The organism is Pseudomonas monachiensis, from assembly GCF_047345015.1.
In the GTDB taxonomy this organism is placed as follows: Bacteria; Pseudomonadota; Gammaproteobacteria; order Pseudomonadales; family Pseudomonadaceae; genus Aquipseudomonas; species Aquipseudomonas monachiensis.
Window position 1 is genome coordinate 6,156,960 of the sequence record NZ_CP178857.1, and the last position, 26,354, is coordinate 6,183,313.

The following is a 26,354-nucleotide window of genomic DNA, read 5'->3' on the forward strand; positions in this document are numbered from 1 at the left end:
CCTCTGAATATTTGAACCGTTAAACCGCGGCAGCGCCGCCGACGATTTCCGAGATCTCTTGGGTGATCGCAGCCTGACGCGCCTTGTTGTAGACCAGCTGCAAATCGCTGATCAAATCACCGGCGTTGTCGGTAGCGTTCTTCATCGCGATCATCCGCGCAGCTTGTTCAGCCGCGTTGTTCTCGACCACCGCCTGGTAGACCTGCGACTCCACGTAACGGACCATCAAGCCGTCCAGCAGCTCCTTGGCATCCGGTTCGTAGAGATAGTCCCAGTGGTGCTTGAGGTCTTGATCCGGGGTTGCCACCAGTGGAATCAACTGCTCCACGGTAGGCTGTTGCGTCATGGTGTTGATGAACTTGTTGGACACCACGGACAGGCGGTCAATACGGCCGTCCAGGTAGGCATCCAGCATCACCTTGACGCTGCCGATCAGATCATTGATCGACGGCTCTTCACCCAGGTGGCTGATAGCTGCAACGACGTTACCGCCGAAGTTGCGGAAAAAGGCCGCACCCTTGCTACCAACGACACACAGATCGATCTCGACGCCGTTTTCGCGGTTTACCGCCATGTCCTTGACCAGGGCCTTGAACAGGTTGGTGTTCAAGCCGCCGCACAGACCACGGTCACTGCTCACTACGACATAACCCACACGCTTGATTTCGCGGTCGATCATGAACGGGTGGCGGTATTCCGGGTTGGCGTTGGCCAGATGCCCAATTACCTGGCGGATACGCTCCGCATAAGGACGGCTAGCAGCCATGCGCATTTGTGCCTTGCGCATTTTGCTGACCGCCACTTTTTCCATGGCGCTGGTAATCTTTTGCGTGCTTTTGATGCTCGCAATCTTACTGCGAATCTCTTTTGCGCCTGCCATGTAACACCTATCAGGTTAGCAAGCGGGAGCCTTGCGGCTCCCGCTGCGGCTTACCAGGTTTGGGTGGCCTTGAACTTCTCGATACCGGCTTTCATGCCAGCGTCGATTTCGTCATTGAAGTCACCTTTCACGTTGATCTTCGCCATCAAATCGGCGTGATCGCGGTTGAAGAAAGCAATCAGCGCTTGCTCGAAGCTGCCGATCTTGGCGATTTCAACGTCAGTCAGGAACCCACGCTCAGCGGCATACAGCGACAGCGCCATGTCAGCGATCGACATTGGTGCGTATTGCTTCTGCTTCATCAGCTCGGTAACGCGCTGACCATGCTCAAGTTGCTTACGGGTCGCTTCGTCCAGGTCAGAAGCGAACTGGGCGAATGCGGCCAGTTCACGGTACTGAGCCAGAGCGGTACGGATACCACCGGACAGCTTCTTGATGATCTTGGTCTGAGCGGCACCACCCACACGGGATACCGAAACACCGGCGTTCACTGCAGGGCGGATGCCCGAGTTGAACATGGCCGATTCCAGGAAGATCTGACCGTCGGTGATGGAAATCACGTTGGTCGGAACGAACGCGGAAACGTCGCCAGCCTGGGTTTCGATGATCGGCAGTGCGGTCAGGGAACCGGTTTTGCCGGTCACTGCGCCGTTGGTGAACTTCTCTACGTATTCTTCCGAAACGCGGGATGCGCGCTCCAGCAGACGGGAGTGGAGATAGAACACGTCGCCTGGGTAAGCTTCACGGCCTGGTGGACGGCGCAGCAGCAGGGAAATCTGGCGGTAAGCCACTGCTTGCTTGGACAGATCGTCATAAACGATCAGCGCGTCTTCACCGCGGTCGCGGAAGAATTCACCCATGGTGCAACCGGAGTACGGTGCCAGGAATTGCAGCGCAGGAGATTCCGAAGCACTGGCAGCCACGATGATCGTGTTGGCCAGGGCGCCGTTTTCTTCCAGCTTGCGAACCACGTTGGCGATGGTCGATTGTTTCTGACCGATTGCTACGTAGACGCAGAAAATGCCGCTGTTCTTCTGGTTGATGATCGCGTCGATCGCCAGAGCGGTTTTACCGATCTGACGGTCACCGATGATCAGCTCACGCTGGCCACGGCCGACAGGGATCATGGCATCGACAGCCTTGTAGCCAGTCTGTACAGGCTGGTCTACCGACTTACGCCAGATCACGCCTGGAGCAACTTTCTCGACCGCGTCGGTCTCGGTGTTGCCCAGTGGACCTTTGCCGTCAACAGGGTTACCCAGTGCGTCGACTACGCGACCCAGCAGTTCCTTACCAACCGGAACTTCCAGGATGCGGCCAGTGCACTTGGCGCTCATGCCTTCAGCCAGAGACTGGTATGCGCCCAATACAACGGCACCTACGGAGTCTTGCTCCAGGTTGAGGGCCATACCGAAGACGCCGCCCGGAAACTCGATCATCTCGCCGTACATTACGTCGGCCAGACCGTGAATCCGCACGATACCGTCAGATACGCTGACGACAGTGCCTTCGTTACGGGCTTGGGAGGTCACATCGAGCTTGTCGATGCGGCCCTTGATAATTTCACTTATTTCGGAAGGATTGAGTTGCTGCATTGCTCTGCTGCCCCTTCAAACTCAAGATTTCAATGCTTCGGCAAGTTTCGCGATTTTGCCGCGAATCGAGCCATCGATAACCAGGTCGCCGGCGCGGATGACGACACCACCAATAAGGGCAGCGTCCTCCGCAACTTGCAGGCGCACTTCCCGGTTGAGTCGTGCACTGAGAACCTTGGCGAGTTTGTCTTGCTGTTCTTGGTTCAATGCGAAAGCACTGGTCACTTCAACGTCTACCGACTTCTCTTGCTCGGCCTTGTACAGGTCGAATAGAGCGGCAATCTCCGGCAACAGCGGGAGACGGTCGTTTTCGGCAACGACGTGGATGAAGTTCTGTGCCTTGGCATCAAACTTGTCGCCGCACACGTCAATGAACGTGGCGGCCTTTTCTGCGCTCGTCAGTCGCGGGGCCTTGAGCACGCGCTGCATGGTGTCGTCTTCCGACACCGCTGCAGCCAGGCCGAGCATGGCTGACCAATTGGCCAGTTGCTGGTGGGCCTGAGCGTGCTCGAAGGCCGCCTTAGCGTAAGGTCGGGCCAACGTGGTCAGTTCTGCCATGATCGCCCTCGCTTAGATTTCAGCAGCCAGTTGGTTAACCAGCTCTGCGTGCGCGTTTTGATCGATTGTGGCACCCAGGATCTTCTCGGCGCCGCCGACTGCCAGCAAGCCCACTTGGGCACGCAGCGCGTCTTTGACACTGTTCAGTTCCTGTTCGATCTCGGCTTGAGCCTGAACCTTCACACGGTCAGCGTCGACACGGGCTTTTTCAACAGCCTCTTCGACAATCTGGTTACCGCGTTTCTTGGCTTGCTCGATGATTTCAGCTGCCTGAGCTTTCGCTTCGCGCAGTTGGTGACCCGCTTTCTCTTGGGCCAACTCCAGGTCGCGAGCTGCACGGCTGGCAGCGTCCAGACCATCAGCGATCTTCTTTTGACGTTCGTGCAGAGCCGCAATGACCGGAGGCCATACGAACTTCATGCAGAACAGTACAAAAATCAGGAACGCAACGGACTGGCCAATCAGGGTCGCATTAATGTTCACGCCAACACCTCGCAGTTACGTTGTCCATCACACCAAATTACCCGGAAGATCCGAGTAATTAGCCAGCGATTTGACCAACGAACGGGTTCGCAAAGGTGAAGAACAGAGCGATACCAACACCGATCATGGTTACGGCGTCGAGCAGACCGGCAACGATGAACATTTTAACTTGCAGCATTGGAACCATTTCTGGCTGACGCGCTGCGCCTTCCAGGAACTTGCCGCCCAGCAGGCCGAAACCAATTGCGGTACCCAGTGCGCCCAGGCCGATCAACAGTGCAACAGCGATAGCGGTTAGACCAACTACAGTTTCCATCTTTCCTCCCGACTTTTACGTCGTATGGTTTAGGTTTTTTAGATTAAAGCGGTAAAACAAATCGTTTCAGATGCCCCGTAAGGAGCACCTTCCCGTTTTACCGGGAAGGACATCAGACTAGTCGAGACTGGTCTTAATGGTTTTCTTCGTGTGCCATCGACAGGTAAACGATGGTCAACATCATGAAGATGAACGCCTGCAGGGTGATGATCAGGATGTGGAACACAGCCCACGCCCACTGCAGAACAACGCCCAGGCCACTAAGCCAGAGCAGACCGCTGCCGAACATCACAGCAATCAGAATGAAGACCAGCTCACCGGCGTACATGTTGCCGAACAGACGCAGAGCCAGGGAGATCGGCTTGGCGATCAGGGTCACGAATTCCAGCAGGAAGTTCACCGGGATCAGCAGGGCCTGAACGAAAATGTTCTTGCTGCCGAACGGGTGCAGGGTCAGTTCGCCGATGAAGCCGCCGATGCCCTTGACCTTGATGCTGTAGAAAATGATCAGTGCGAAGACCGAGATAGCCATGCCCAGGGTCGCGTTCGGGTCGGTGGTCGACACGGCGCGGAACGGGATGTGCGCATCACCGGAGATCAGGATGGCCAGCTGAGGAATCCAGTCGACCGGTACCAGGTCGACGGCGTTCATCAGGAACACCCAGACGAAGATGGTCAGTGCCAGCGGTGCAATCACCGGGCTACGGCCATGGAAGCTGTCTTTCACGCTGCCATCGACGAATTCGACCAATACTTCAACGAAGTTCTGCAAAGCACCTGGCTGACCGGAAGTCGCTTTCTTTGCCGCCATGCGGAAAAGAAGAACGAAGATCAGACCCAATGCGACCGACCAGCCGAGAGTATCGACGTGGAAAGCCCAGAAGCCCATTTCCTTGGCTTCTGCTGCGGTGTGGGCAAAGCCCCAGCCGCCGTTTGGGAGCTGACCGAAGGTCAGGTTCTGCAAGTGGTGCTGGATATAGCCCGAAGCGGTTGTTTCTGCCATGGTTGCCTCAAACGCCCTAAGGTCTCGAAAGTCTTGTTCTCATCAGCAGGGGAGCGAACCAGCTGACTGACTGAGTCAGCACGAAGGCACCGAATACTGCAATCGGCGCCAGTGGCTTCACACCTGCAAACACCAGTGCAAACAGCACTGCCGTCAAAATCAGTTTGCCTGCCTCGCCGGCATAAAAAGACCGGACGATGGACTGGGCCGCTCGAGCGCCGGAAAACCGAAATGCCCTGTGAGCGAAATAAACATTGGGTAGCAAGGCTATCAGGCCTCCGCAGAGTCCCGAGTACCCGGCAACGACTCCATATCGGTACCAAAGCGCCAAAGCGGCAATCAGCAATACGACAAATTGAGCCATTAACACCGGAAAAACTGCCAGGCGATGGAAGGGCAGGCGGTTTGGCGTGCGGGTTTCCATCACTTTTACTCTCCAATGGTCGGCTGCCGAAATTCAATAACTTGGCATAATTTGTGCCGACAAAATGCGCGCAGAGTATAGGGGCGGTTCTGCCCCTATTCAACTGTCAGGTAGTGATTTCCGACTGCGCGCTACATGAGGAAATGTTTCAGCGGATATGTGCAAGTACGCCTTGAAGCTCATCCAGTGAGTTGTAGCCAATCACCAACTGCCCTTTACCCTTCTTACCGTGGCGGATCTGCACCGCAGAGCCTAGGCGCTCGGCCAGGCGCTGTTCGAGACGAGCAATATCCGGGTCCGGTTTTGCCGCTTCCACAGGCTCCGGTTTACCACTCAACCACTGGCGAACCAGTGCCTCTGTCTGGCGCACGGTCAGCCCGCGTGCGACAACATGTCGCGCCCCTTCAACCTGTTGAATTTCCGGTAAACCGAGCAAAGCACGGGCATGACCCATTTCCAGGTCGCCGTGGGACAACATGGTCTTGATGACTTCCGGCAGGGAAATCAGGCGCAACAGGTTGGCCACGGTCACCCGCGACTTGCCCACGGCCTCGGCCACCTGTTGCTGGGTCAGCTGGAACTCCTGCTGCAAACGCTGCAGGGCCACCGCTTCTTCAATCGGATTCAGGTCTTCGCGCTGGATGTTCTCGATCAGCGCGATGGCGATCGCGGTTTCATCGGGTACATCGCGAACCATCGCCGGGATCGTTTCCTGCCCGGCCTGCTGGCTGGCGCGCCAGCGACGTTCGCCGGCGATGATCTCGAAGCGGCCGCCGCCGATCGGGCGAACCACGATAGGCTGCATGACGCCCTGGGCCTTGATCGACTGCGCCAGCTCTTCGAGCGCCTGCGGATCCATGTCACGACGCGGCTGGTACTTGCCGCGCTGGAGCAGATCAAGGGGAAGGTGCTGCAGCTCACGCAGATCGGCTTGCGCCGCTTGTTCTTCCAGCGAGCTGACAGTCGGACCACTCAACAGAGCATCCAGTCCACGTCCGAGACCTCGTTTCTTGACGGCCATGGGGATTCCTTAAGTTGCCTGAGCAGCGGCGATGCGTGAGTTTTTGCGTTGACGACGAACCATTTCGCCCGCCAATGCCAGGTAGGCAACGGCGCCTCGCGATGTTTTGTCGTACGCCAGCGCCGGCATGCCGTAGCTTGGCGCTTCAGCCAGACGGATGTTGCGCGGAATGACGGTGTCGTAGAGCTGCTCGCCGAAGTGTTCCTTGAGCTGCGCCGAGACATCGTTCATCAGGCTCAGGCGCGGGTCGTACATCGTACGCAGCAGGCCTTCGACCTTGAGGTTCGGGTTCAGCAGTTCAGAGATACGCTTGATGTTATCCACAAGATCGCTCAAGCCTTCAAGTGCGAAGTACTCGCACTGCATGGGGATAATGACCCCGTCGGCGGCAACCAGTGCGTTCAAGGTCAGCATCGACAGCGATGGCGGGCAGTCGATCAGAATGTAATCGTAGTTTTCCCGGATCGGCGCCAGCGCGCTGCGCAGACGGCTTTCCTTCATCTGCATTTCCAGCAGAACCACTTCGGCCGCGGTGAGGTCGCGGTTGGCCGGCAACAGCTGGTAACCACCATGCTCGGAGAAGTGCATGGCCTGGGCCAGGTCACATTCTCCGATCAGCAGGTCGTAGACCGAGTTTTCCAGGCCATGTTTATCCACACCGCTACCCATGGTGGCGTTGCCCTGTGGATCAAGATCGATCAACAGCACCCGGCGCTTGGTCGCGACCAGGGATGCTGCGAGGTTGATGCAGGTGGTGGTTTTGCCCACGCCACCCTTTTGGTTCGCAATCGCGAATACCTTAGCCATTCTTGCTTGTGTTCCCAATCATGCCGTGCGGCGCAGTATCAGCAGATGGCGTTGGCCTTGGCAACCAGGTACGGCCAGGGCGTGTTCGCTATCGAGGTGGAAGTCTGCCGGCAATGCTACCAGCTCATCGGCCGGATGAACGCCCTTCATTGCCAGCCAGCGTGTTTCGCTATCGCCGAGGTGGCGAGTCCAGTTGCTGAAGTTCTCCATGCTGCTGAACGCCCGGGAAATGATCCCGTTGAACGGTTGGGCAGGCTGGAATGCTTCGACGCGACTGTGGATAACTTGCAGGTTATCCAGTTTGAGTTCGAGTTTGACCTGGGTCAGGAAGCGGGTTTTCTTGCCGTTGCTGTCCAGGCAGGTCACCTGGGACTCGGGAAACAGGATCGCCAGCGGAATGCCAGGCATGCCGCCGCCACTGCCGACGTCGAGCCAGCGACCGTTTTCGATGAACGACATCACGCTCAGGCTATCGAGCAAATGACGGGAAACCATTTCGTCCGGATCACGCACGGCGGTGAGGTTGTAAGCCTTGTTCCACTTGATCAACAGGGCCAGGTAACCCAGCAACTGTGCGTGCTGGGTTTCTGTCAGCGTGACACCGAGTTGGCGAGCACCTGTGGATAACTCTTCTGCGTGTTGCGAAGTGACCAACGAACTCAAGCGCTTTGCTCCAACTGACGGCCCGCGCCGCGTTTTTTCAAATGAATCATCAACAGCGAAATGGCTGCCGGCGTAACGCCCGGGATACGCGAGGCCTGGCCCAAGGTTTCTGGACGGGTCGCGCCGAGCTTGCTCTGGATCTCCTTGGAGAGACCGGAAATATTCGTGTAATCGATATCCACAGGCAGTTTGGTGTCTTCGCTGGCGCGCAAGCGGGCGATTTCGTCCTGTTGACGATCGATGTAGCCGGCGTACTTGGTCTTGATTTCGACCTGCTCGGCAACCTGTGGATCTTCTGCGCCGCCACCGGTCACGGCGATCAGACCAGCGTAGTCGATTTCCGGACGACTCAAGAGATTGAGCAGGTTGTATTCGTGAGTCAGTGGCGTGCCGAATTTTTCGGCAATGGCATCGCCCTGTTCGGTGCCGGGGCGTACCCAGGTGCTTTTCAGGCGCTGCTCTTCCAGTTCGATGCTTTCGCGTTTTTTGCAGAAAGCTGCCCAGCGCAAGTCATCCACCAGACCCAGTTCGCGGCCTTTTTCGGTCAGGCGCAGGTCGGCGTTGTCTTCGCGCAGGATCAAGCGATATTCGGCGCGGGACGTGAACATCCGGTACGGCTCTTGGGTACCAAGGGTAATCAGGTCGTCGACTAACACGCCGATATAGGCCTCGTCGCGACGCGGGCACCAGGCCTCTTTGCCTTGCGCACGCAGCGCAGCGTTGGTCCCGGCCAGCAAACCCTGGGCACCGGCTTCTTCGTAACCGGTGGTGCCGTTGATTTGCCCGGCAAAGAACAGACCGCCGATGACTTTGGTTTCCAGGCTGTACTTCAAGTCACGTGGATCGAAGTAGTCGTACTCGATCGCGTAGCCCGGACGCACGATGTGCGCGTTTTCCATGCCGCGGATCGATTGCACGATCTGCAATTGCACGTCGAACGGCAAGCTTGTGGATATCCCGTTCGGATACAGCTCATGAGTGGTCAAACCTTCCGGTTCGATAAACACCTGATGGCTTTCCTTGTCGGCAAAGCGATGGATCTTGTCTTCGATCGACGGGCAATAACGCGGGCCGATCCCTTCGATCTCGCCGGCAGCGGAATACATCGGCGAACGGTCGAGGTTCGCGGCAATGATTTCGTGGGTGCGGGCATTGGTGTGGGTAATCCAGCAGCTGACTTGCTTCGGATGCTGTTCTTTGGACCCCATGAACGACATCACCGGGATCGGCGTATCACCCGGTTGCTCGGACATCACCGAGAAATCCACAGACCGGCCGTCGATACGCGGCGGAGTACCGGTTTTCAAACGACCCACACGCAATGGCAGTTCACGCAGACGGTGAGCCAGCGCGATCGATGGCGGATCACCGGCGCGACCGCCGGAAAAATTCTGCAAACCGATGTGGATAAGTCCACCGAGGAACGTGCCGGTGGTCAACACCACGGAATCGGCGAGGAAACGCAGACCCATTTGCGTGACAACACCACGGACTTGTTCCTGCTCGACGATCAGGTCGTCAGCGGCTTGTTGAAATATCCACAGGTTCGGCTGGTTCTCCAGGATTTCGCGGACAGCTGCCTTGTACAGAACCCGGTCTGCCTGCGCGCGGGTTGCTCGCACGGCCGGGCCTTTGCGGCTGTTCAACACGCGAAACTGGATACCGCCTTTATCGGTAGCCATGGCCATCGCACCGCCGAGGGCGTCGATTTCCTTGACCAGGTGGCTTTTGCCGATCCCGCCAATGGCAGGGTTGCAACTCATGGCACCGAGGGTTTCCACGTTATGCGTCAGCAACAGGGTTTTAACCCCCATACGTGCTGAGGCCAGTGCTGCCTCGGTACCGGCATGACCGCCGCCGATGACGATCACTTCAAAACGGGAAGGGAAATCCACCACGCACCTCGTGCCTGCTTAAGTAGGTAATTCAGGAATAGTTTGAGCTCAGGTTTTTGGACCTGGTCGACAAGTATAGGGACTTCGCCCTTCCTAAAGAACCCTTTGCACAAAATTTAACCAGCTGTGGAAAAGTCGGAGTTATAGAAATTAAAAAGAAAGAAATTTATTAAATCTTTGCTTTTATGTTTATTTCTATGCACCCTCATTTCTGTGGATAGATTGATACAGGCCTTTATTTTCAATGTGTACAGAGATTCAAAACCCTGTGTTCATGTGCCAATGAGGCCCTTGGATAACCGGTGTAAGCCTGTGGATGAAAGAGGTGGTTATCCACAGAGGTGGTTATGTTCAGTTTTCAGGCCCTGTTATCAACTGACCTTAGCCACGGTTATTCACAGGGCTTAATCCACAGAAAAGTGCCGTTTGCTCGAAATTCGGGTACAGGAATTGCGCTAAAGCAGACAAAGTCCGCTCGGCACTGGAGGTTTTTTTCAGAAATGGAGAGAACAGACAGGCACGAATGGCCTGTCTGTGAGTAACAGGTGGGCTACTTACCGATACAGAAGCTGGAGAAAATTCGCCCCAGCAGATCATCGGAGCTGAAAGCACCAGTGATTTCACCCAGCGACTGCTGAGCCTGGCGCAAATCCTCGGCCAGTAACTCGCCAGCGCCGGCCAGGGTCAATTGAGCGCGGCCATGCTCGAGGGCTGCACTGGCATGACGTAGCGCCTCAAGGTGTCGCCGGCGAGCGCTGAAGCTGCTTTCGGACGTTTGTTCATAGCCCATGCAGGCCTTGAGGTGTTCGCGCAGCAGGTCCAGCCCGACACCACCAGACTTGGCGCTCAGGCTGATGGTGACATGGCCGTCCGCGCTGACCTCCAGGGCAATGGCTTCGCCCGTAAGGTCGGCCTTGTTGCGGATCAGGGTGACTTTCGCGGGATCGGGACGGGTTTCGAGAAACTCCGGCCAGAGTGCGAAAGGATCGAGGGCTTCCGGGGCCGTGGCATCGACCACCAGCAGTACCCGATCCGCTTCGCCGATGGCTTTCAAGGCACGCTCGACGCCGATTTTTTCCACATGATCATCGGTATCGCGCAGGCCGGCGGTATCCACCACGTGCAGCGGCATGCCATCGATGTGGATATGTTCACGGAGCACGTCACGGGTGGTGCCGGCAATTTCGGTCACGATCGCCGCTTCACGCCCAGCCAGGGTATTGAGCAGACTGGATTTACCGGCATTCGGACGGCCGGCAATGACCACTGTCATGCCGTCACGCAGCAAGGCGCCCTGCCCGGCTTCGCGGATGACGGTGGATAACTCGTCGCGAACCTTGTCGAGCATGCTCAGGACGTGGCCATCGGCAAGGAAGTCGATTTCCTCTTCCGGAAAATCGATGGCCGCTTCGACATAGATGCGCAGGCCGATCAATTGCTCGGTGAGGTTATGCACACGCGACGAGAAAGCACCCTGCAGTGAGCGCAACGCGTTTCGCGCAGCCTGGGCAGAACTGGCTTCAATCAGGTCGGCAATGGCCTCGGCCTGGGCGAGGTCCAGTTTGTCGTTGAGGAAGGCGCGCTCACTGAATTCTCCCGGCCGGGCGAGACGGCAACCCAGTTCCAGGCAACGCTTGAGCAGCATATCCAGAACGATCGGACCACCATGGCCTTGCAGCTCCAGCACATCTTCGCCTGTGAACGAGTTCGGGCCGGGGAAATACAAGGCAATGCCCTGGTCCAGCACCTCGTCGTTTTCACTGAAAAACGGACCGTAGTGAGCAAATCGCGGCTTGAGCTCGCGACCGCTGAAGGCCTTGGCCGCAACGCTGGCCAACGGCCCGGAAATACGCACGATGCCTACACCGCCTCGACCTTGAGCGGTGGCGACGGCTGCGATGGTTTCGCGAGGAACGCTCATAAACCGGTATCCAGACAAAAGTGACAGATAGCAAAACGCCCCACTAGGGGGCGTTTTGAGTGGTTATCCACAGTGTAAATCAGGCAGCTGCTTTAGCGGCTGCTTCGATCTTACGTGTGATGTACCACTGTTGGGCGATCGACAGGCAGTTGTTCACTACCCAGTACAGCACCAGACCGGCCGGGAACCACAGGAAGAAGAAGGTGAAGATGATCGGCATCAGCTTCATCACCTTGGCCTGCATCGGATCCGGAGGAGTCGGGTTCAGCTGCTGCTGGATGAACATGGTTGCACCCATGATGATCGGCAGAATGAAGAACGGATCCTTGATCGACAGGTCAGTAATCCACAGCATGAACGGAGCCTGACGCATCTCGACGCTTTCCAGCAGAACCCAGTACAGCGAGAGGAAAACCGGCATCTGCACGAGGATTGGCAAGCAACCACCCAGCGGATTGATCTTCTCTTTCTTGTACAGCTCCATCATGGCTTGCGACATTTTCTGCCGGTCATCGCCATGTTGCTCTTTCAGTGCAGCCAGTTTCGGTGCCACTGCACGCATGCGCGCCATGGATTTGTAGCTGGCAGCCGACAGCGGGAAGAAGATCCCTTTGATCAGCATGGTCAGGAAGATGATCGACCAGCCCCAGTTACCCACAATGGCGTGGATGTGTTGCAACAACCAGAAGATCGGTTGGGCGATGAACCACAGAATGCCGTAGTCGACCGTCAGTTCCAGACCTGGGGACAACTCTTTGAGCACGGCCTGGCTTTTCGGACCGGCGTACAGAACAGCGCTGGTCTCGGCCTTGGCACCCGGTGCAACACTCATCGATGGGCCGGTATAGCCGATGATGTAGTTGCCTTTGCTGTCTTTACGGGTCTGGACGACATTGTTTTCGCCCTTGGCCGGAATCCATGCGGTCACGAAGTAGTGCTGCAACCAGGCAACCCAACCGCCAGTGACGGTTTCTTTGAGCGGCGCCTTGTCCATGTCCTTCATGGACACTTTCTTGTACGGCTCGGAACTTGTCCACAGGGCGGCGCCCAGGTAGGTCGCGGTGCCGGTAGCCGTGGTCGACGAAGGATCGGCGCTGGCGTCGCGCTTCAACTGGGCAAACATCGCACCGGTCCAGGGCTGGGCGCTCTGGTTGTCGATCAGGTAGGAAACGGTTACGTCATACAAGCCACGTTTCACGGTGAAACGCTTGATGTAGTTGACGCCGTCCTTACTGAACTTCAGGTCTACGACCATTTGGTCCTGACCGTCAGCCAGTTGATAAACCTTCTTCTCCGAGGAATAAACCGGACGACCGGCCGGATTTGCATCCGGACCGTTGGTGCCGATCAGACCGCTTTGCGCCAGATAAGTACGTTCGCCGCCGTTATCGAACAGCTGGAACGGAATTTCCGGGTGATCCTGACGACGCGGATACAGCGGCAGGGTCAACTGGGCAACATCGCCGCCTTGTGGGTCGATAGCCAGGTCCAGTACATCCGTTTTGATCTGGATGAGGTCCTTGCTCACAGCCACCGGAGTTTCGGCAGGTGCGCTGGTGTCGCTTGCAGCACGTGGAATGTCGTCACTGGCGGAAGCGTTGGAGCCAGTTGCCGTTTCCGGCAGGCCCGGTGCAGTCGTACTGGAGGCAACATTCTGAGTCGGCAAGGCAGCCTGACCATAGTCCTGGTTCCATTTAAGAACCATAACGTAGGACACGATTGCCAGGGCGACGATCAGGATCGTGCGTTTGATATCCATGATTACTCGGCCATCGAAGAAGAACGGGAGGTAGGGATAGGTGGAACCGGGTCATAACCACCGGGATTCCACGGATGACAGCGACCTAAACGACGAAAGGTCAGCCAGCCACCGCGAAGAAGGCCATGATTTTCGATGGCTTCTAACGCGTAGCAGGAACAACTGGGGTAGAAACGACAGTGACTGGCCATCAGAGGACTAATGGCATAGCGGTAAAACTGGATCGGAACGAGTGCCAGTTTACGCATCTGGACTGTCTACCCCTACAGTTTCGGTTTTGACTGCTGGTACCGGCGAACTGCGAGCCAGACGCTTCCAGAGTTTGCCGAAATGCTGAATCAATTCGGGGTTTTCTACGTCGCCCAAACCTTTGCGCGCGACGATAACAATGTCCCAGCCGACCAGTGAATCCTGGTTCAGGCGAAACGATTCGCGCATCAGACGTTTGAGGCGATTGCGCTCGACGGAGAGCTTTACGCTCTTTTTCCCGATAACCAACCCGAGACGGGGGTGATCAAGATCGTTGTTGCGCGCAAGGAGCAGGAGATTTTTCCCCGGAACCTTGCCGGTAGGGGAGTCAAAGACTGCCTTGAATTGCCGGGGGGTAAGCAGACGCTTTTCCCGACTGAAGTCCTGACTCACCTCCAGTGCCGGATTATCAAACTGCCAGACGCGCACGACCTTTGGCGCGACGACGCGACAGGACGGCACGACCGTTCTTGGTAGCCATGCGAGCACGGAAACCGTGGGTACGAGCGCGTTTGATAGTGCTTGGTTGGAAAGTACGTTTCATTGTCGTGTTACCTGGTTCGTCCACAACGGGCCGGAATGGCCCCCGTTTTAAGAGACCGGGGATTCTAGAGAAAGCAAGCCTTCAGGTCAATTTCCAACCAGCGTTTCCTTATAAATAGATCTCCAGAGGTTTTTCGGCGCTTGCCCCTTACGTAGATATAAAAATAAGAAAGGAAAGTATTTAAAGCTTTTCTGTAAAGCTTATAAAAGCTAGGCCCGCACCCTTCTGTGGATAACTCAATTCAACCCTTGTTTTACCTGCTGTACAGAGAATGACAACTACAGTGGAAAACAGTGTTCAGCCTGTGCTGCGCTGTCGGATAACCTGTGTGTGAAAGCAGGCTTTATCCACAGGGTGGTTATCCACCGAGTTTCGCCCCCACTTGTGCAACGACCTTAACCCCGGTTATCCACAGAGCTTATGCACAGACCACTGGTCGCCTTTTTTGCGTATGAAAGGGTGATTCTTCTTGGTCGATGAACCACCTTCGTGTGGATAAGTCGGCGTCTGGTCGCTACAATGGCCGCTTGTTTTTGCCTCACCGGCTTTCAACTTAGGGGATATCCGTGTCAGTGGAACTTTGGCAGCAGTGCGTGGAGCTTTTGCGCGATGAGCTGCCTGCCCAACAATTCAACACTTGGATCCGTCCACTACAGGTCGAAGCCGAAGGCGACGAGTTGCGTGTCTATGCGCCCAATCGTTTTGTTTTGGACTGGGTCAACGAAAAATACCTGGGGCGTGTTCTCGAATTGCTCGATGAGCACGGCAATGGCATGGCGCCAGCGCTTTCCTTATTAATAGGCAGCAAACGCAGTTCGGCACCCCGTGCCGCGCCCAATGCTCCCCTGGCTGCCGCGGCTTCCCAGGCCCAGGCTGCTCAAGCGCCCGCCAGTCCGTCGCCGGCACCTGCCGCCGCGTCGACCAAGCGTGCGACGCAAAAAGTGGCCGAGGTCACCGAAGAAGAACCTTCACGTGACAGCTTCGACCCGATGGCCGGTGCCAGTTCGCAACAGGCACCTGTGCGCGCCGAGCAACGTACGGTGCAGGTCGAAGGTGCGCTCAAGCACACCAGTTACCTGAACCGCACCTTTACCTTTGAGAATTTCGTTGAAGGTAAATCCAACCAGTTGGCGCGCGCCGCCGCCTGGCAGGTGGCAGACAACCCCAAGCACGGTTACAACCCACTCTTCCTTTATGGTGGCGTCGGCCTGGGTAAAACCCACTTGATGCATGCAGTGGGTAACCATCTGTTAAAGAAGAACCCGAATGCCAAGGTGGTGTACCTGCATTCCGAGCGTTTCGTGGCGGACATGGTCAAGGCCCTGCAACTGAACGCGATCAACGAATTCAAGCGCTTCTACCGTTCGGTGGATGCGTTGCTGATCGATGACATTCAGTTCTTCGCCCGCAAGGAACGTTCCCAGGAAGAGTTTTTCCACACCTTCAACGCCCTGCTCGAAGGTGGCCAGCAGGTCATTCTCACCAGTGACCGCTACCCGAAGGAAATCGAAGGCCTTGAAGAACGCCTCAAATCCCGTTTTGGCTGGGGCCTGACCGTAGCGGTCGAGCCGCCGGAGCTGGAAACCCGCGTGGCGATCCTGATGAAGAAGGCCGATCAGGCCAAAGTCGAGCTGCCTCACGATGCCGCGTTCTTCATTGCCCAGCGCATTCGCTCCAACGTCCGTGAGCTGGAAGGCGCGCTCAAGCGTGTGATCGCCCACTCGCACTTCATGGGGCGCGACATCACCATCGAGCTGATTCGCGAATCCCTTAAAGACTTGTTGGCGTTGCAGGATAAACTGGTTTCTGTGGATAACATTCAGCGCACTGTCGCCGAGTACTACAAGATCAAGATCTCCGACTTGCTGTCCAAACGCCGTTCGCGTTCGGTCGCTCGTCCGCGTCAGGTCGCCATGGCGTTGTCCAAGGAACTGACCAACCACAGCTTGCCGGAAATCGGCGATGTGTTTGGCGGTCGCGACCATACAACGGTCTTGCACGCGTGCCGCAAGATCAACGAACTTAAGGAATCCGACGCGGACATCCGCGAGGACTACAAGAACCTGCTGCGTACGCTGACCACTTGATGAACACCAGCGCAGCTTATTAAGGCAAGGGACTAGACCATGCATTTCACCATTCAACGCGAAGCCCTGTTGAAACCCCTGCAACTGGTCGCAGGCGTCGTCGAACGCCGACAGACCTTGCCGGTACTTTCCAACGTGCTGCTGGTTGTCGAAGGCCAGCAATTGTCGCTGACCGGTACCGACCTGGAAGTCGAGCTGGTTGGTCGTGTTCAACTCGAAGAGCCGGCGGATCCGGGCTCCATCACCGTACCGGCGCGCAAGCTGATGGACATCTGCAAAAGCCTGCCGAACGATGCGCTGATCGACATCAAGGTCGACGAGCAAAAGCTTGTGGTCAAGGCTGGCCGTAGCCGCTTCACCCTGTCGACACTGCCGGCCAACGACTTCCCTACCGTGGAAGAAGGCCCGGGTTCGCTGACCTGCAGCCTGGAGCAAAGCAAGCTGCGTCGTTTGATCGAACGCACCAGCTTCGCCATGGCCCAGCAGGACGTGCGCTACTACCTCAACGGCATGCTGCTGGAAGTCTCCGCTGGTGTGATCCGCGCCGTGGCCACCGACGGTCACCGGCTGGCCATGTGCTCGATGCAGGCCGATATCGGTCAGCCGGATCGTCATCAAGTCATCGTGCCACGCAAAGGTATCCTCGAACTGGCACGCCTGCTCACCGAGCCGGACGGCAATGTCAGCATCGTACTGGGTCAGCACCACATCCGCGCCACCACTGGTGAGTTCACCTTCACCTCGAAACTGGTCGACGGCAAATTCCCGGACTACGAGCGTGTTCTGCCTAAAGGCGGCGACAAGCTGGTACTTGGCGATCGTCAGGCTCTGCGCGAAGCGTTCAGCCGTACCGCGATTCTGTCCAACGAGAAGTACCGTGGTATCCGTCTGCAACTGGCCAGCGGTCAGCTGAAGATCCAGGCGAACAACCCGGAACAGGAAGAAGCGGAAGAAGAAGTGGGCGTTGAATACAACGGCGGCTCCCTGGAAATCGGCTTTAACGTGAGCTACCTGCTTGACGTACTGGGCGTGATGACCACCGAGCAGGTTCGCCTGATCCTGTCCGACTCCAACAGCAGTGCGCTGGTACAGGAATCGGATAACGACGACTCGGCCTACGTTGTCATGCCGATGCGTCTGTAATCATGCCCAGCAGAAGCTAGATGTCCTTAAGTCGCGTCTCGGTCACCGCGGTGCGCAATCTGCACCCGGTGACCTTCTCCCCCTCCCCCCGCATCAATATTCTTTACGGCGCCAACGGCAGCGGCAAAACCAGTGTTCTGGAAGCCATCCATCTGCTGGGGCTTGCCCGTTCGTTTCGCAGCACCCGTCTGTTGCCGGTCATTCAATATGAACAACTGGCATGCACGGTCTTTGGCCAGGTTGAGCTAGCGGAGGGTGGGCATAGCGCCTTGGGCATATCACGGGATCGACAGGGCGAATTCCAGATCCGTATCGATGGGCAGAATGCTCGCAGCGCCGCGCAACTGGCCGAGATCCTGCCACTGCAGCTGATCAATCCGGACAGTTTTCGATTGCTGGAAGGTGCACCGAAGATTCGCCGGCAGTTTCTTGACTGGGGGGTGTTCCACGTGGAACCGCGCTTCATGTCAACCTGGCAGCGCTTGCAGAAGGCCCTGCGCCAGAGAAACTCTTGGCTTCGGCATGGTACACTTGACGCCGTTTCGCAAGCGGTTTGGGACAGGGAACTGTGCCAGGCCAGCGCTGAAATTGATGAATACCGCCGCGCTTATATCAAAGCCTTGAAACCAGTCTTTGAACAAACCTTGAGCGATCTGGTTGAGCTTGAAGGCTTGACGCTCAGCTATTACCGCGGCTGGGACAAGGACCGTGAACTGAGTACTGTGCTCGCCGGGTCTCTTCAGCGGGACCAGCAAATGGGGCATACCCAGGCCGGACCACAACGTGCTGATTTGCGGCTCAGACTGGGCGCGCATAACGCTGCGGACATCTTGTCCCGTGGCCAGCAGAAGTTGGTGGTTTGCGCATTGCGGATTGCCCAAGGTCACTTGGTCAGCCAGGCTCGACGCGGTCAGTGTATTTATCTGGTGGATGACTTGCCGTCCGAACTGGACGAGCACCACCGTCGCGCGCTTTGCCGCTTGTTGGAAGACTTACGCTGCCAGGTCTTTATCACCTGTGTAGATCACGAATTATTGAGGGAAGGCTGGCAGACGGAAACGCCAGTCGCTCTGTTCCACGTGGAACAGGGCCGTATCACCCAGACCCACGACCATCGGGAGTGAAGGCATTGAGCGAAGAAAATACGTACGACTCAACGAGCATTAAAGTGCTGAAAGGCCTGGATGCCGTACGCAAACGTCCCGGTATGTACATTGGTGACACCGACGATGGCAGCGGTCTGCACCACATGGTGTTCGAAGTGGTCGATAACTCGATCGACGAAGCTCTCGCCGGCCACTGCGACGACATCAGCATCATCATTCACCCGGATGAGTCCATAACCGTTCGTGACAACGGTCGTGGCATCCCGGTAGACGTGCACAAAGAAGAAGGTGTTTCGGCAGCCGAGGTCATCATGACCGTACTGCATGCCGGCGGTAAGTTCGACGACAACTCCTACAAAGTATCCGGTGGCCTGCACGGTGTAGGTGTGTCGGTAGTGAACGCACTGTCCAAAGAGCTTGTTCTTACGGTGCGCCGCAGCGGCAAAATCTGGGAACAGACTTACGTCCACGGTGTTCCACAAGAACCGATGAAAATCGTTGGTGAGAGTGAAACCACCGGCACCCAGATTCACTTCAAGCCATCGGCCGAGACGTTCAAGAACATCCACTTCAGCTGGGACATCCTGGCCAAGCGGATTCGTGAACTGTCCTTCCTCAACTCCGGTGTCGGCATCGTCCTCAAGGATGAGCGCAGCGGCAAGGAAGAGTTGTTCAAGTACGAAGGCGGCCTGCGAGCGTTCGTTGAATACCTGAACACCAACAAGACTGCGGTCAACCAGGTGTTTCACTTCAATATTCAGCGCGAAGACGGCATCGGCGTGGAAATCGCCTTGCAGTGGAACGACAGCTTCAACGAGAACCTGTTGTGTTTCACCAACAACATTCCACAGCGCGATGGCGGTACTCACCTGGTGGGTTTCCGTTCCGCACTGACGCGTAACCTGAATACCTATATCGAAGCCGAAGGTCTGGCGAAGAAGCACAAAGTCGCGACCACCGGTGACGATGCCCGTGAAGGCCTGACCGCGATCATTTCGGTGAAAGTACCGGATCCGAAGTTCAGTTCCCAGACCAAAGACAAGCTGGTTTCTTCCGAAGTGAAGACCGCGGTCGAACAGGAAATGGGCAAGTACTTCTCCGACTTCCTGCTGGAAAACCCGAACGAAGCCAAGCTGGTCGTCGGCAAGATGATCGATGCGGCACGTGCTCGTGAAGCGGCGCGTAAAGCCCGTGAAATGACCCGTCGTAAAGGCGCGCTGGATATCGCCGGCCTGCCGGGTAAACTGGCTGACTGTCAGGAAAAAGACCCTGCCCTTTCCGAACTGTACCTCGTGGAAGGTGACTCTGCTGGCGGCTCCGCCAAGCAGGGACGTAACCGTCGGACCCAGGCCATCCTGCCGCTGAAGGGCAAGATCCTGAACGTCGAGAAGGCGCGTTTTGACAAGATGATCTCTTCGCAAGAAGTAGGCACCTTGATCACCGCGCTGGGCTGCGGCATCGGCCGCGACGAGTACAACATCGACAAGCTGCGTTACCACAACATCATCATCATGACCGATGCTGACGTCGACGGTTCGCACATCCGTACCCTGCTGCTGACCTTCTTCTTCCGTCAGTTGCCGGAGCTGATCGAACGCGGCTACATCTACATCGCTCAGCCACCGCTGTACAAGGTCAAGAAAGGCAAGCAAGAGCAATACATCAAAGACGACGACGCCATGGAAGAGTACATGACGCAGTCGGCTCTGGAAGATGCGAGCCTGCACCTGAACGAGGATGCACCGGGTATCTCCGGCGAAGCCCTCGAGCGCCTGGTGAATGACTTCCGTCTGGTGATGAAGACCCTCAAGCGTCTGTCGCGCCTGTACCCACAGGAGCTGACCGAGCACTTCATCTACCTGCCAGCGGTGAGCATGGAGCAACTGTCCGATCACGCAGCGATGCAAGATTGGCTGGCCCAGTACGAAGTGCGTCTGCGCACCGTCGAGAAGTCGGGTCTGGTCTACAAGGCCAGCCTGCGTGAAGACCGTGAGCGTGGTGTGTGGCTGCCAGAGGTCGAACTGATCTCCCACGGCCTGTCGAACTACGTCACCTTCAACCGCGACTTCTTCGGCAGTAACGATTACAAGACTGTCGTTTCGCTAGGCGCTCAACTGAGCACCCTGCTGGACGACGGCGCGTACATCCAGCGTGGCGAGCGCAAGAAGCCGGTGACCGAGTTCAAGGAAGCCCTTGAATGGCTGATGGCTGAAAGCACCAAGCGTCACACCATCCAGCGATACAAAGGTCTGGGCGAAATGAACCCGGATCAGCTGTGGGAAACCACCATGGACCCAAGCCAGCGCCGGATGCTCAAAGTGACCATCGAAGACGCCATTGGCGCGGACCAGATCTTCAACACCCTGATGGGTGATGCGGTCGAACCACGTCGTGACTTCATCGAGAGCAACGCTTTGGCGGTGTCCAACCTGGATTTCTGATCCCGGTCGATACCAACGAAAAGGCCAACGCATTGCGTTGGCCTTTTTTATTGTCTCGCCGGAGCAACGCGCGGTCCCGTTGCGGCTCCTGTCTCACGATCTGTGGGCGAATCGAGTGTCGGATTAAGTTCGGTGGGATAGACATTCAGGCTGCAAATTCCGCTGTTTGCAGAATGAAACCGGGTGATCCAGGCCGCCCCGTCAGGTCGACAGCCAGTGTTTGTTCCAGGCATAAAAAAACCGGCTATATCAGCCGGTTTTTTTACGTCCAAAAAAAACTTATGCACGTTTTTATGGTTTTTATCATTCAAAAAAATATGTAAAAAAATCATAAGGTTACATACAAAAAACGACGGTTTTCAATGAAACGGTACACAGGTTATCCACAGAATCTCAGACAGCCACCTGATCGTTTGAAACCGGCGCTTGCGGAGCCGGTGGTAGCGAGCCCATTTCCCGTTGCATCTGCTCGTTCCACGCCTGGACCCGGTCGTTCAATTCAGCGATGGCTCGCGGTCCGGTGCCTGCGGCATACATCGGCTCGCCAATGATCACAGTGATGACGCCCTGCTTCTTCACCCAACCGGTTTTCGGCCAGAACTTGCCTGCGTTGTGCGCAATTGGCAGCACCGGCAATTCGGCGTTGACCGCCAAGGCGCTGCCACCGCGCGAGAACTTTCCAACGGTGCCGAAAGGAACGCGCGTGCCTTCGGGGAAGATCAGCACCCAGACATTGTCCTTGAGCAACTCATCACCCTTTTGCGCCACATGCTTGAGTGCGGCTTTCGGGTTGTCGCGATCGATGGCGATCGGTCGCAGCATGGCCATGGCCCAACCGAAGAACGGCACATAGAGCAATTCACGCTTGAGCACCTGGCTCAGCGGCGAGAAGTAGGCAGAGAGAAAGAACGTCTCCCACGTGCTCTGGTGATTCGACTGAATGACGCAAGGCCGTTCAGGTACGTTCTCGGCCCCCTTCACTTCGTAGCGAATGCCCAAAAACACTTTGCTCAGCCACAAGGCGCAGCGGCACCAGTACACGTTGATGAAGCGATAACGTGCCTTGAATGGCAGAAACGGCGCGATAAAAAAACTCAGGCTGCACCACAGCAAGGAGCTGGTGCCCAGCAGCAGGTAAAAGAGGAAGGTTCTGATGGCCTGCAATATCGACATGGTGACGTTTACCGTTGCGGGCAATACCCGCCTGTATAAAGCGCACTCCTGATCAATCCTTTGCCAGGAAATTCAGAAGCACTCTAATTGTGGATAAGTTCTGCGGCAATCGCCGCCAGATCGTCAAAAATCAATGTGCCAACCGGAAGGGTCAAGCCCTGAGTCTTTTCGCCTTTCCCGGTCTTTACCAAAACTGGCTGTGAATCGACGGCTTTGGCGGCTTCCAGGTCACCAAGGCTGTCGCCGACGAACCAGAGATTGGTCAGCGACACGTTGTAATGAGCGGCGATGGTTTTCAGCATCCCGGGTTTCGGCTTGCGGCAATCGCAGCCTTCGTCCGGCCCGTGCGGGCAATAGACGATCAGGCCGACTTCACCGCCCTGCTCCGCCACCAGCGCGCGCAAGCGCTCGTGCATGGCATCCAGGGTGGCGAGGTCGTAATAGCCGCGAGCGATACCCGACTGGTTGGTAGCGACCGCTACCGTCCAGCCGGCCTTGCTCAACTGCGCGATGGCTTCGATCGAACCGGGGAGTGGAATCCACTCCTCCACCGACTTGATGTAAGCGTCGGAGTCGTAATTGATCACTCCGTCCCGATCGAGAATCAGCAGTTTCAACAGCAATCCCTCAGCCCAGCAGCGAAATGTCGGCGACGCCGAGGAACAACCCACGCAGACGCGCCAGCAACGCATAACGGTTGGCGCGGACTTTTGCGTCCTCCGCGTTGACCATCACAGCTTCGAAGAACGCATCCACCGGCTCGCGCAGTGCAGCCAGGCGTGCCAGGGATTCGCTGTACTGACGCGAGGCGGCCATTGGCTGTACAGCCTGGTCAGCCTGCTGGATCGCCGAGTACAGGGAGAACTCGTTGGCGTTGTCGAAGTACTTGGCCTCCACGACTGTCGGAACGGAGCCTTCGACCTTGCTCAGCAAGTTCGACACGCGCTTGTTCACGGCGGCCAGGGCGGCGGCTTCCGGCAGTTTGCGGAAGGCCTGTACCGCTTGCACGCGCTGGTCGAAGTCCAGGGCCGAGCCTGGCTTCAGGGCACGTACAGACAGGTAGGTCGCGACATCGACACCTTCGTCTTCGTAGCGGGCACGCAGGCGGTCGAAGATGAACTCAAGTACCGATTCGTTCAGGCCGGCTGCCTTGACCTTGGTACCGAATGCATTCACAGCGAAGGCCACGGCGTCGTTCAGGTCCAGATCCAGTTGCTTCTCGATCAGGATACGCAACACGCCCAGTGCGGCACGGCGCAGGGCGTACGGGTCTTTGCTGCCGGTCGGCAGCATGCCGATACCGAAGATACCCACGAGGGTGTCGAGCTTGTCGGCGATGGCCACGGCCGCACCGGTCAGGGTGCTAGGCAGTTCAGCGCCGGCACCGCGCGGCATGTACTGCTCGTTCAGGGCCAGTGCGACATCTTCCGGCTCGCCATCGTTGAGGGCGTAGTAGTAACCGGCGACACCTTGCATCTCCGGGAACTCGCCGACCATCTCGGTCGACAGGTCGCACTTGGACAGCAGGCCCGCACGAGCAGCCCACGAAGCGTTGCCGCCAATGCGCGCTGCGATGTAAGCGGCGAGTTTGGAAACACGTTCGGCCTTGTCGTAGACGCTGCCGAGTTTTTCCTGGAACACCACGTTCTGCAGGCGCAGGTTGAAGTCTTCGAGCTTCTGCTTCTTGTCTTGCTTGAAGAAGAACTCGGCGTCGGTCAGGCGTGGACGAACCACTTTCTCGTTACCGGCGATGATCTGCTGTGGGTCTTTGCTCTCGATGTTGGCCACGGTAATGAAACGTGGCAGCAACTTGCCGTCGGCGTCCAGCAGGCAGAAGTACTTCTGGTTGTCCTGCATGGTGGTGATCAGGGCTTCCTGCGGCACGTCGAGGAAGCGCTCCTCGAACGAGCACACCAGCGGCACTGGCCATTCGACCAGCGCGGTCACTTCATCGAGCAGGGCTGGCGGAACGATTGCCGTGCCTTCCTGACGGGTGGCCAGCTCTTCGGTGCGCTTGCTGATGATCTCGCGACGCTCGTTGGCGTCGGCCAGAACGTAGGCGGCACGCAGGTCGGCCAGGTAGCTGGACGGCGAACCGATGCGCACGTTTTCCGGGTGATGGAAGCGGTGGCCACGGGAGTCGCGGCCGGCCTTCTGGGCGAGGATGGTGCAATCGATGACCTGGTCACCGAGCAGCATCACCAACCACTGGGTCGGACGAACGAACTCTTCCTTGCGCGCACCCCAACGCATGCGTTTCGGGATCGGCAGGTCGTTCAGGGAATCTTCGACGATGGTCGGCAGCAGGCTTGCGGTCGCCTTGCCGGCGATGCTCTGGCTGTAGCGCAGTTTCGGGCCGCTCTGATCGATTTCGCTCAGGTCGACGCCGCACTTCTTGGCAAAGCCCAGTGCCGCTTGGGTCGGGTTGCCTTCGGCATCGAACGCGGCCTGACGTGGGGGGCCGTCGAGGTTGATGCTGCGATCCGGCTGCTGGGTAGCCAGTGCGGTGATCAGCACGGCCAGGCGGCGCGGGGCGGCATAAACGGTTTTGCTCTCGTAGTTCAGGCCGGCAGCTTGCAGGCCCTTGTCGATACCGGCGAGGAATGCCTCGGCCAGGGTGTTCAGGGCTTTGGGTGGCAGTTCTTCAGTGCCCAGTTCAACCAGAAAATCCAGAGCACTCATTGTGCAGCCTCCAGCTTGGCCAGTACTTCATCACGCAGGTCCGGGGTCGCCATCGGGAAGCCCAGCTTGGCACGAGCCAGCAGGTAGGCTTGCGCAACGGAACGCGCCAGGGTGCGTACACGCAGGATGTATTGCTGACGCGCAGTCACGGAAATCGCCCGGCGCGCATCCAGCAGGTTGAAGGTATGGGAAGCCTTCAACACCATTTCGTAGCTCGGCAACGGCAGCGGCTGGTCGAGTTCGATCAGGCGCTTGGCTTCGCTTTCGTAGAAATCGAACAGTTCGAACAGCTTGTCGACGTTGGCGTGTTCGAAGTTGTAAGTGGACTGCTCCACTTCGTTCTGGTGGAACACGTCGCCGTAGGTCACTTTGCCGAACGGACCGTCAGCCCAGACCAGGTCGTAGACCGAGTCCACGCCTTGCAGGTACATGGCCAGACGCTCGAGACCGTAGGTGATCTCACCGGTCACCGGGTAGCACTCGATGCCACCCGCTTGCTGGAAGTAGGTGAATTGGGTCACTTCCATGCCGTTGAGCCAGACTTCCCAGCCCAGACCCCAGGCGCCGAGGGTCGGCGATTCCCAGTTGTCTTCGACGAAGCGGATGTCGTGGACCAGCGGGTCCAGGCCGACGTGCTTGAGGGAGCCCAGGTACAGTTCCTGGAAGTTGTCCGGGTTCGGCTTGAGGACCACCTGGAACTGGTAGTAGTGCTGCAGACGGTTCGGGTTTTCGCCGTAGCGGCCGTCAGTCGGACGACGGCTTGGCTGCACGTAGGCAGCGTTCCAGGTTTCCGGGCCGATGGCGCGCAGGAACGTTGCGGTGTGGAAAGTGCCGGCGCCTACTTCCATATCGTAGGGCTGAAGTACCACACAACCTTGCTCGGCCCAGTATTGCTGGAGGGCGAGGATCAAGTCTTGGAAGGTACGCACGGCTGGCGTAGGCTGGCTCACGAAATTCACCTGTTTCTTGGGCTGCGATTTAAAGAGCGGGAGTATACCCGATTCATTGCTGCGCACGCCCCCTGGAGCCTTATGCCACGCTGCTTTTGGTGTTCCGAAGATCCGCTGTACATGGCTTATCACGATCAGGAGTGGGGCACGCCGCTACGCGATGCGCAGGGTTTGTTCGAGTTGCTTTTGCTCGAAGGGTTCCAGGCCGGGCTTTCCTGGATCACTGTGCTGCGCAAACGCGAGCACTATCGCCAGGTGATGTTCGGCTTTGATGTCCAGCGCGTGGCGCAGATGAGCGATGCCGAAATCGACGAGTTGATGCTCGATCCCGGCATCATCCGCAACCGCCTCAAGCTCAACGCGGCCCGGCGCAATGCCCAGGCCTGGCTGGCGCTGGAGGACCCGGTGGCGTTTCTCTGGTCGTTCGTCGGTGGCGTGCCTGTGATCAATCATTTCAAGGATCGCAGTGAAGTCCCGGCCGTGACGCCGATCGCCGTGGAAATGAGCAAAGGCCTGAAAAAAGCCGGTTTCACGTTCGTCGGGCCGACCATTTGCTATGCGCTAATGCAGGCTTCGGGCATGGTGATGGATCACACCCGGGACTGCGACCGCTACGCGCAGTTGGCGAACGGCGGTTAGAATGGCCGCCTCGCG

Annotated in this window: 25 protein-coding genes; 5 read left to right on the plus strand and 20 right to left on the minus strand. The window is 57.4% G+C overall.

The window, feature by feature from the left end; translation table 11 throughout:
* Positions 1-19: 19 nt before the first annotated feature.
* From atpG to rpmH, 16 genes are all read right to left on the minus strand, one after another.
* Complete coding sequence (gene atpG, locus ACMDB8_RS27840) at positions 20-880, minus strand: F0F1 ATP synthase subunit gamma (protein ID WP_008045673.1); 861 nt, start codon at positions 878-880, stop codon at positions 20-22.
* A gap of 50 nt (positions 881-930) precedes the next feature.
* On the minus strand, positions 931-2,475 hold the full coding sequence (gene atpA / locus ACMDB8_RS27845) for a F0F1 ATP synthase subunit alpha (RefSeq protein WP_030132553.1): 1,545 nt from the start codon (positions 2,473-2,475) through the stop codon (positions 931-933).
* 21 nt (positions 2,476-2,496) lie between these two features.
* On the minus strand, positions 2,497-3,033 hold the full coding sequence (locus tag ACMDB8_RS27850; protein WP_008045680.1) for a F0F1 ATP synthase subunit delta: 537 nt from the start codon (positions 3,031-3,033) through the stop codon (positions 2,497-2,499).
* Positions 3,034-3,045: 12 nt separating this feature from the next.
* On the minus strand, positions 3,046-3,516 hold the full coding sequence (locus ACMDB8_RS27855) for a F0F1 ATP synthase subunit B (RefSeq protein ID WP_008045681.1): 471 nt from the start codon (positions 3,514-3,516) through the stop codon (positions 3,046-3,048).
* A 58-nt stretch (positions 3,517-3,574) separates the two neighbouring features.
* Entirely contained in the window at positions 3,575-3,832 is a 258-nt protein-coding gene (gene atpE / locus ACMDB8_RS27860) for a F0F1 ATP synthase subunit C (protein WP_003097235.1), read from the minus strand.
* Positions 3,833-3,965: 133 nt separating this feature from the next.
* Positions 3,966-4,835 (minus strand): F0F1 ATP synthase subunit A, encoded by an 870-nt coding sequence (atpB, locus tag ACMDB8_RS27865; RefSeq protein WP_056726776.1) that lies wholly within the window; start codon positions 4,833-4,835, stop codon positions 3,966-3,968.
* A gap of 16 nt (positions 4,836-4,851) precedes the next feature.
* Entirely contained in the window at positions 4,852-5,259 is a 408-nt protein-coding gene (locus ACMDB8_RS27870) for a F0F1 ATP synthase subunit I (protein ID WP_008045685.1), read from the minus strand.
* A gap of 148 nt (positions 5,260-5,407) precedes the next feature.
* The gene (locus tag ACMDB8_RS27875; protein WP_056726775.1) at positions 5,408-6,280 is read right to left on the minus strand and encodes a ParB/RepB/Spo0J family partition protein; all 873 of its coding nucleotides are present in this window, start codon (positions 6,278-6,280) and stop codon (positions 5,408-5,410) included.
* Positions 6,281-6,289: 9 nt separating this feature from the next.
* Positions 6,290-7,087: a ParA family protein gene (locus ACMDB8_RS27880; RefSeq protein ID WP_056726774.1), complete on the minus strand. Its 798-nt coding sequence runs from the start codon at positions 7,085-7,087 to the stop codon at positions 6,290-6,292.
* 18 nt (positions 7,088-7,105) lie between these two features.
* Positions 7,106-7,750 carry a 16S rRNA (guanine(527)-N(7))-methyltransferase RsmG gene (gene rsmG / locus ACMDB8_RS27885; protein WP_007969895.1) on the minus strand — a complete coding sequence of 215 codons (645 nt, stop codon included), beginning with the start codon at positions 7,748-7,750 and terminating at the stop codon, positions 7,106-7,108.
* Complete coding sequence (gene mnmG / locus ACMDB8_RS27890; RefSeq protein ID WP_056726773.1) at positions 7,747-9,645, minus strand: tRNA uridine-5-carboxymethylaminomethyl(34) synthesis enzyme MnmG; 1,899 nt, start codon at positions 9,643-9,645, stop codon at positions 7,747-7,749. Before mnmG ends, rsmG begins: the two co-directional genes overlap by 4 nt.
* A 550-nt stretch (positions 9,646-10,195) precedes the next feature.
* On the minus strand, positions 10,196-11,566 hold the full coding sequence (gene mnmE, locus ACMDB8_RS27895; RefSeq protein WP_056726772.1) for a tRNA uridine-5-carboxymethylaminomethyl(34) synthesis GTPase MnmE: 1,371 nt from the start codon (positions 11,564-11,566) through the stop codon (positions 10,196-10,198).
* A 79-nt stretch (positions 11,567-11,645) separates the two neighbouring features.
* On the minus strand, positions 11,646-13,325 hold the full coding sequence (gene yidC / locus ACMDB8_RS27900; protein ID WP_056726771.1) for a membrane protein insertase YidC: 1,680 nt from the start codon (positions 13,323-13,325) through the stop codon (positions 11,646-11,648).
* A gap of 2 nt (positions 13,326-13,327) precedes the next feature.
* Positions 13,328-13,573 carry a membrane protein insertion efficiency factor YidD gene (gene yidD, locus ACMDB8_RS27905; RefSeq protein ID WP_010207715.1) on the minus strand — a complete coding sequence of 82 codons (246 nt, stop codon included), beginning with the start codon at positions 13,571-13,573 and terminating at the stop codon, positions 13,328-13,330.
* Complete coding sequence (gene rnpA, locus ACMDB8_RS27910; RefSeq protein ID WP_056727027.1) at positions 13,566-13,967, minus strand: ribonuclease P protein component; 402 nt, start codon at positions 13,965-13,967, stop codon at positions 13,566-13,568. The genes yidD and rnpA overlap by 8 nt, the downstream gene beginning before the upstream one ends.
* A gap of 16 nt (positions 13,968-13,983) precedes the next feature.
* Positions 13,984-14,118, minus strand: a complete 135-nt coding sequence (rpmH, locus tag ACMDB8_RS27915; RefSeq protein WP_003213577.1) for a 50S ribosomal protein L34 — start codon at positions 14,116-14,118, stop codon at positions 13,984-13,986.
* 566 nt (positions 14,119-14,684) lie between these two features.
* Between rpmH and dnaA the strand changes: the two genes are divergently transcribed.
* Genes dnaA through gyrB form a run of 4 tightly spaced genes read left to right on the plus strand, consistent with a single transcriptional unit; the run spans position 14,685 to position 20,895 of the window.
* Complete coding sequence (gene dnaA, locus ACMDB8_RS27920; protein ID WP_056726770.1) at positions 14,685-16,205, plus strand: chromosomal replication initiator protein DnaA; 1,521 nt, start codon at positions 14,685-14,687, stop codon at positions 16,203-16,205.
* Positions 16,206-16,244: 39 nt separating this feature from the next.
* Complete coding sequence (dnaN, locus tag ACMDB8_RS27925) at positions 16,245-17,348, plus strand: DNA polymerase III subunit beta (protein ID WP_007969885.1); 1,104 nt, start codon at positions 16,245-16,247, stop codon at positions 17,346-17,348.
* Between the two features lie 20 nt (positions 17,349-17,368).
* A complete protein-coding gene (recF, locus tag ACMDB8_RS27930; RefSeq protein ID WP_056726769.1) occupies positions 17,369-18,472 on the plus strand; it encodes a DNA replication/repair protein RecF in 1,104 nt (367 codons plus the stop codon).
* Positions 18,473-18,477: 5 nt separating this feature from the next.
* Positions 18,478-20,895, plus strand: coding sequence for a DNA topoisomerase (ATP-hydrolyzing) subunit B (gene gyrB, locus ACMDB8_RS27935; protein ID WP_056727026.1), 2,418 nt, complete (start codon positions 18,478-18,480; stop codon positions 20,893-20,895).
* A gap of 393 nt (positions 20,896-21,288) precedes the next feature.
* Here the strand turns inward: gyrB and ACMDB8_RS27940 are convergent, their stop codons facing one another.
* From ACMDB8_RS27940 to glyQ, 4 genes are all read right to left on the minus strand, one after another.
* The gene (locus ACMDB8_RS27940; protein ID WP_056726768.1) at positions 21,289-22,068 is read right to left on the minus strand and encodes a lysophospholipid acyltransferase family protein; all 780 of its coding nucleotides are present in this window, start codon (positions 22,066-22,068) and stop codon (positions 21,289-21,291) included.
* Between the two features lie 83 nt (positions 22,069-22,151).
* Positions 22,152-22,691 carry a D-glycero-beta-D-manno-heptose 1,7-bisphosphate 7-phosphatase gene (gmhB, locus tag ACMDB8_RS27945; RefSeq protein WP_177336487.1) on the minus strand — a complete coding sequence of 180 codons (540 nt, stop codon included), beginning with the start codon at positions 22,689-22,691 and terminating at the stop codon, positions 22,152-22,154.
* Between the two features lie 4 nt (positions 22,692-22,695).
* Positions 22,696-24,750, minus strand: a complete 2,055-nt coding sequence (glyS, locus tag ACMDB8_RS27950) for a glycine--tRNA ligase subunit beta (protein WP_008045717.1) — start codon at positions 24,748-24,750, stop codon at positions 22,696-22,698.
* Positions 24,747-25,700: a glycine--tRNA ligase subunit alpha gene (gene glyQ, locus ACMDB8_RS27955; protein ID WP_003187265.1), complete on the minus strand. Its 954-nt coding sequence runs from the start codon at positions 25,698-25,700 to the stop codon at positions 24,747-24,749. The genes glyS and glyQ overlap by 4 nt, the downstream gene beginning before the upstream one ends.
* Before the next feature lie 81 nt (positions 25,701-25,781).
* Between glyQ and ACMDB8_RS27960 the strand changes: the two genes are divergently transcribed.
* Positions 25,782-26,339, plus strand: a complete 558-nt coding sequence (locus tag ACMDB8_RS27960) for a DNA-3-methyladenine glycosylase I (RefSeq protein ID WP_056726766.1) — start codon at positions 25,782-25,784, stop codon at positions 26,337-26,339.
* The last annotated feature ends 15 nt before the right edge of the window (positions 26,340-26,354 follow it).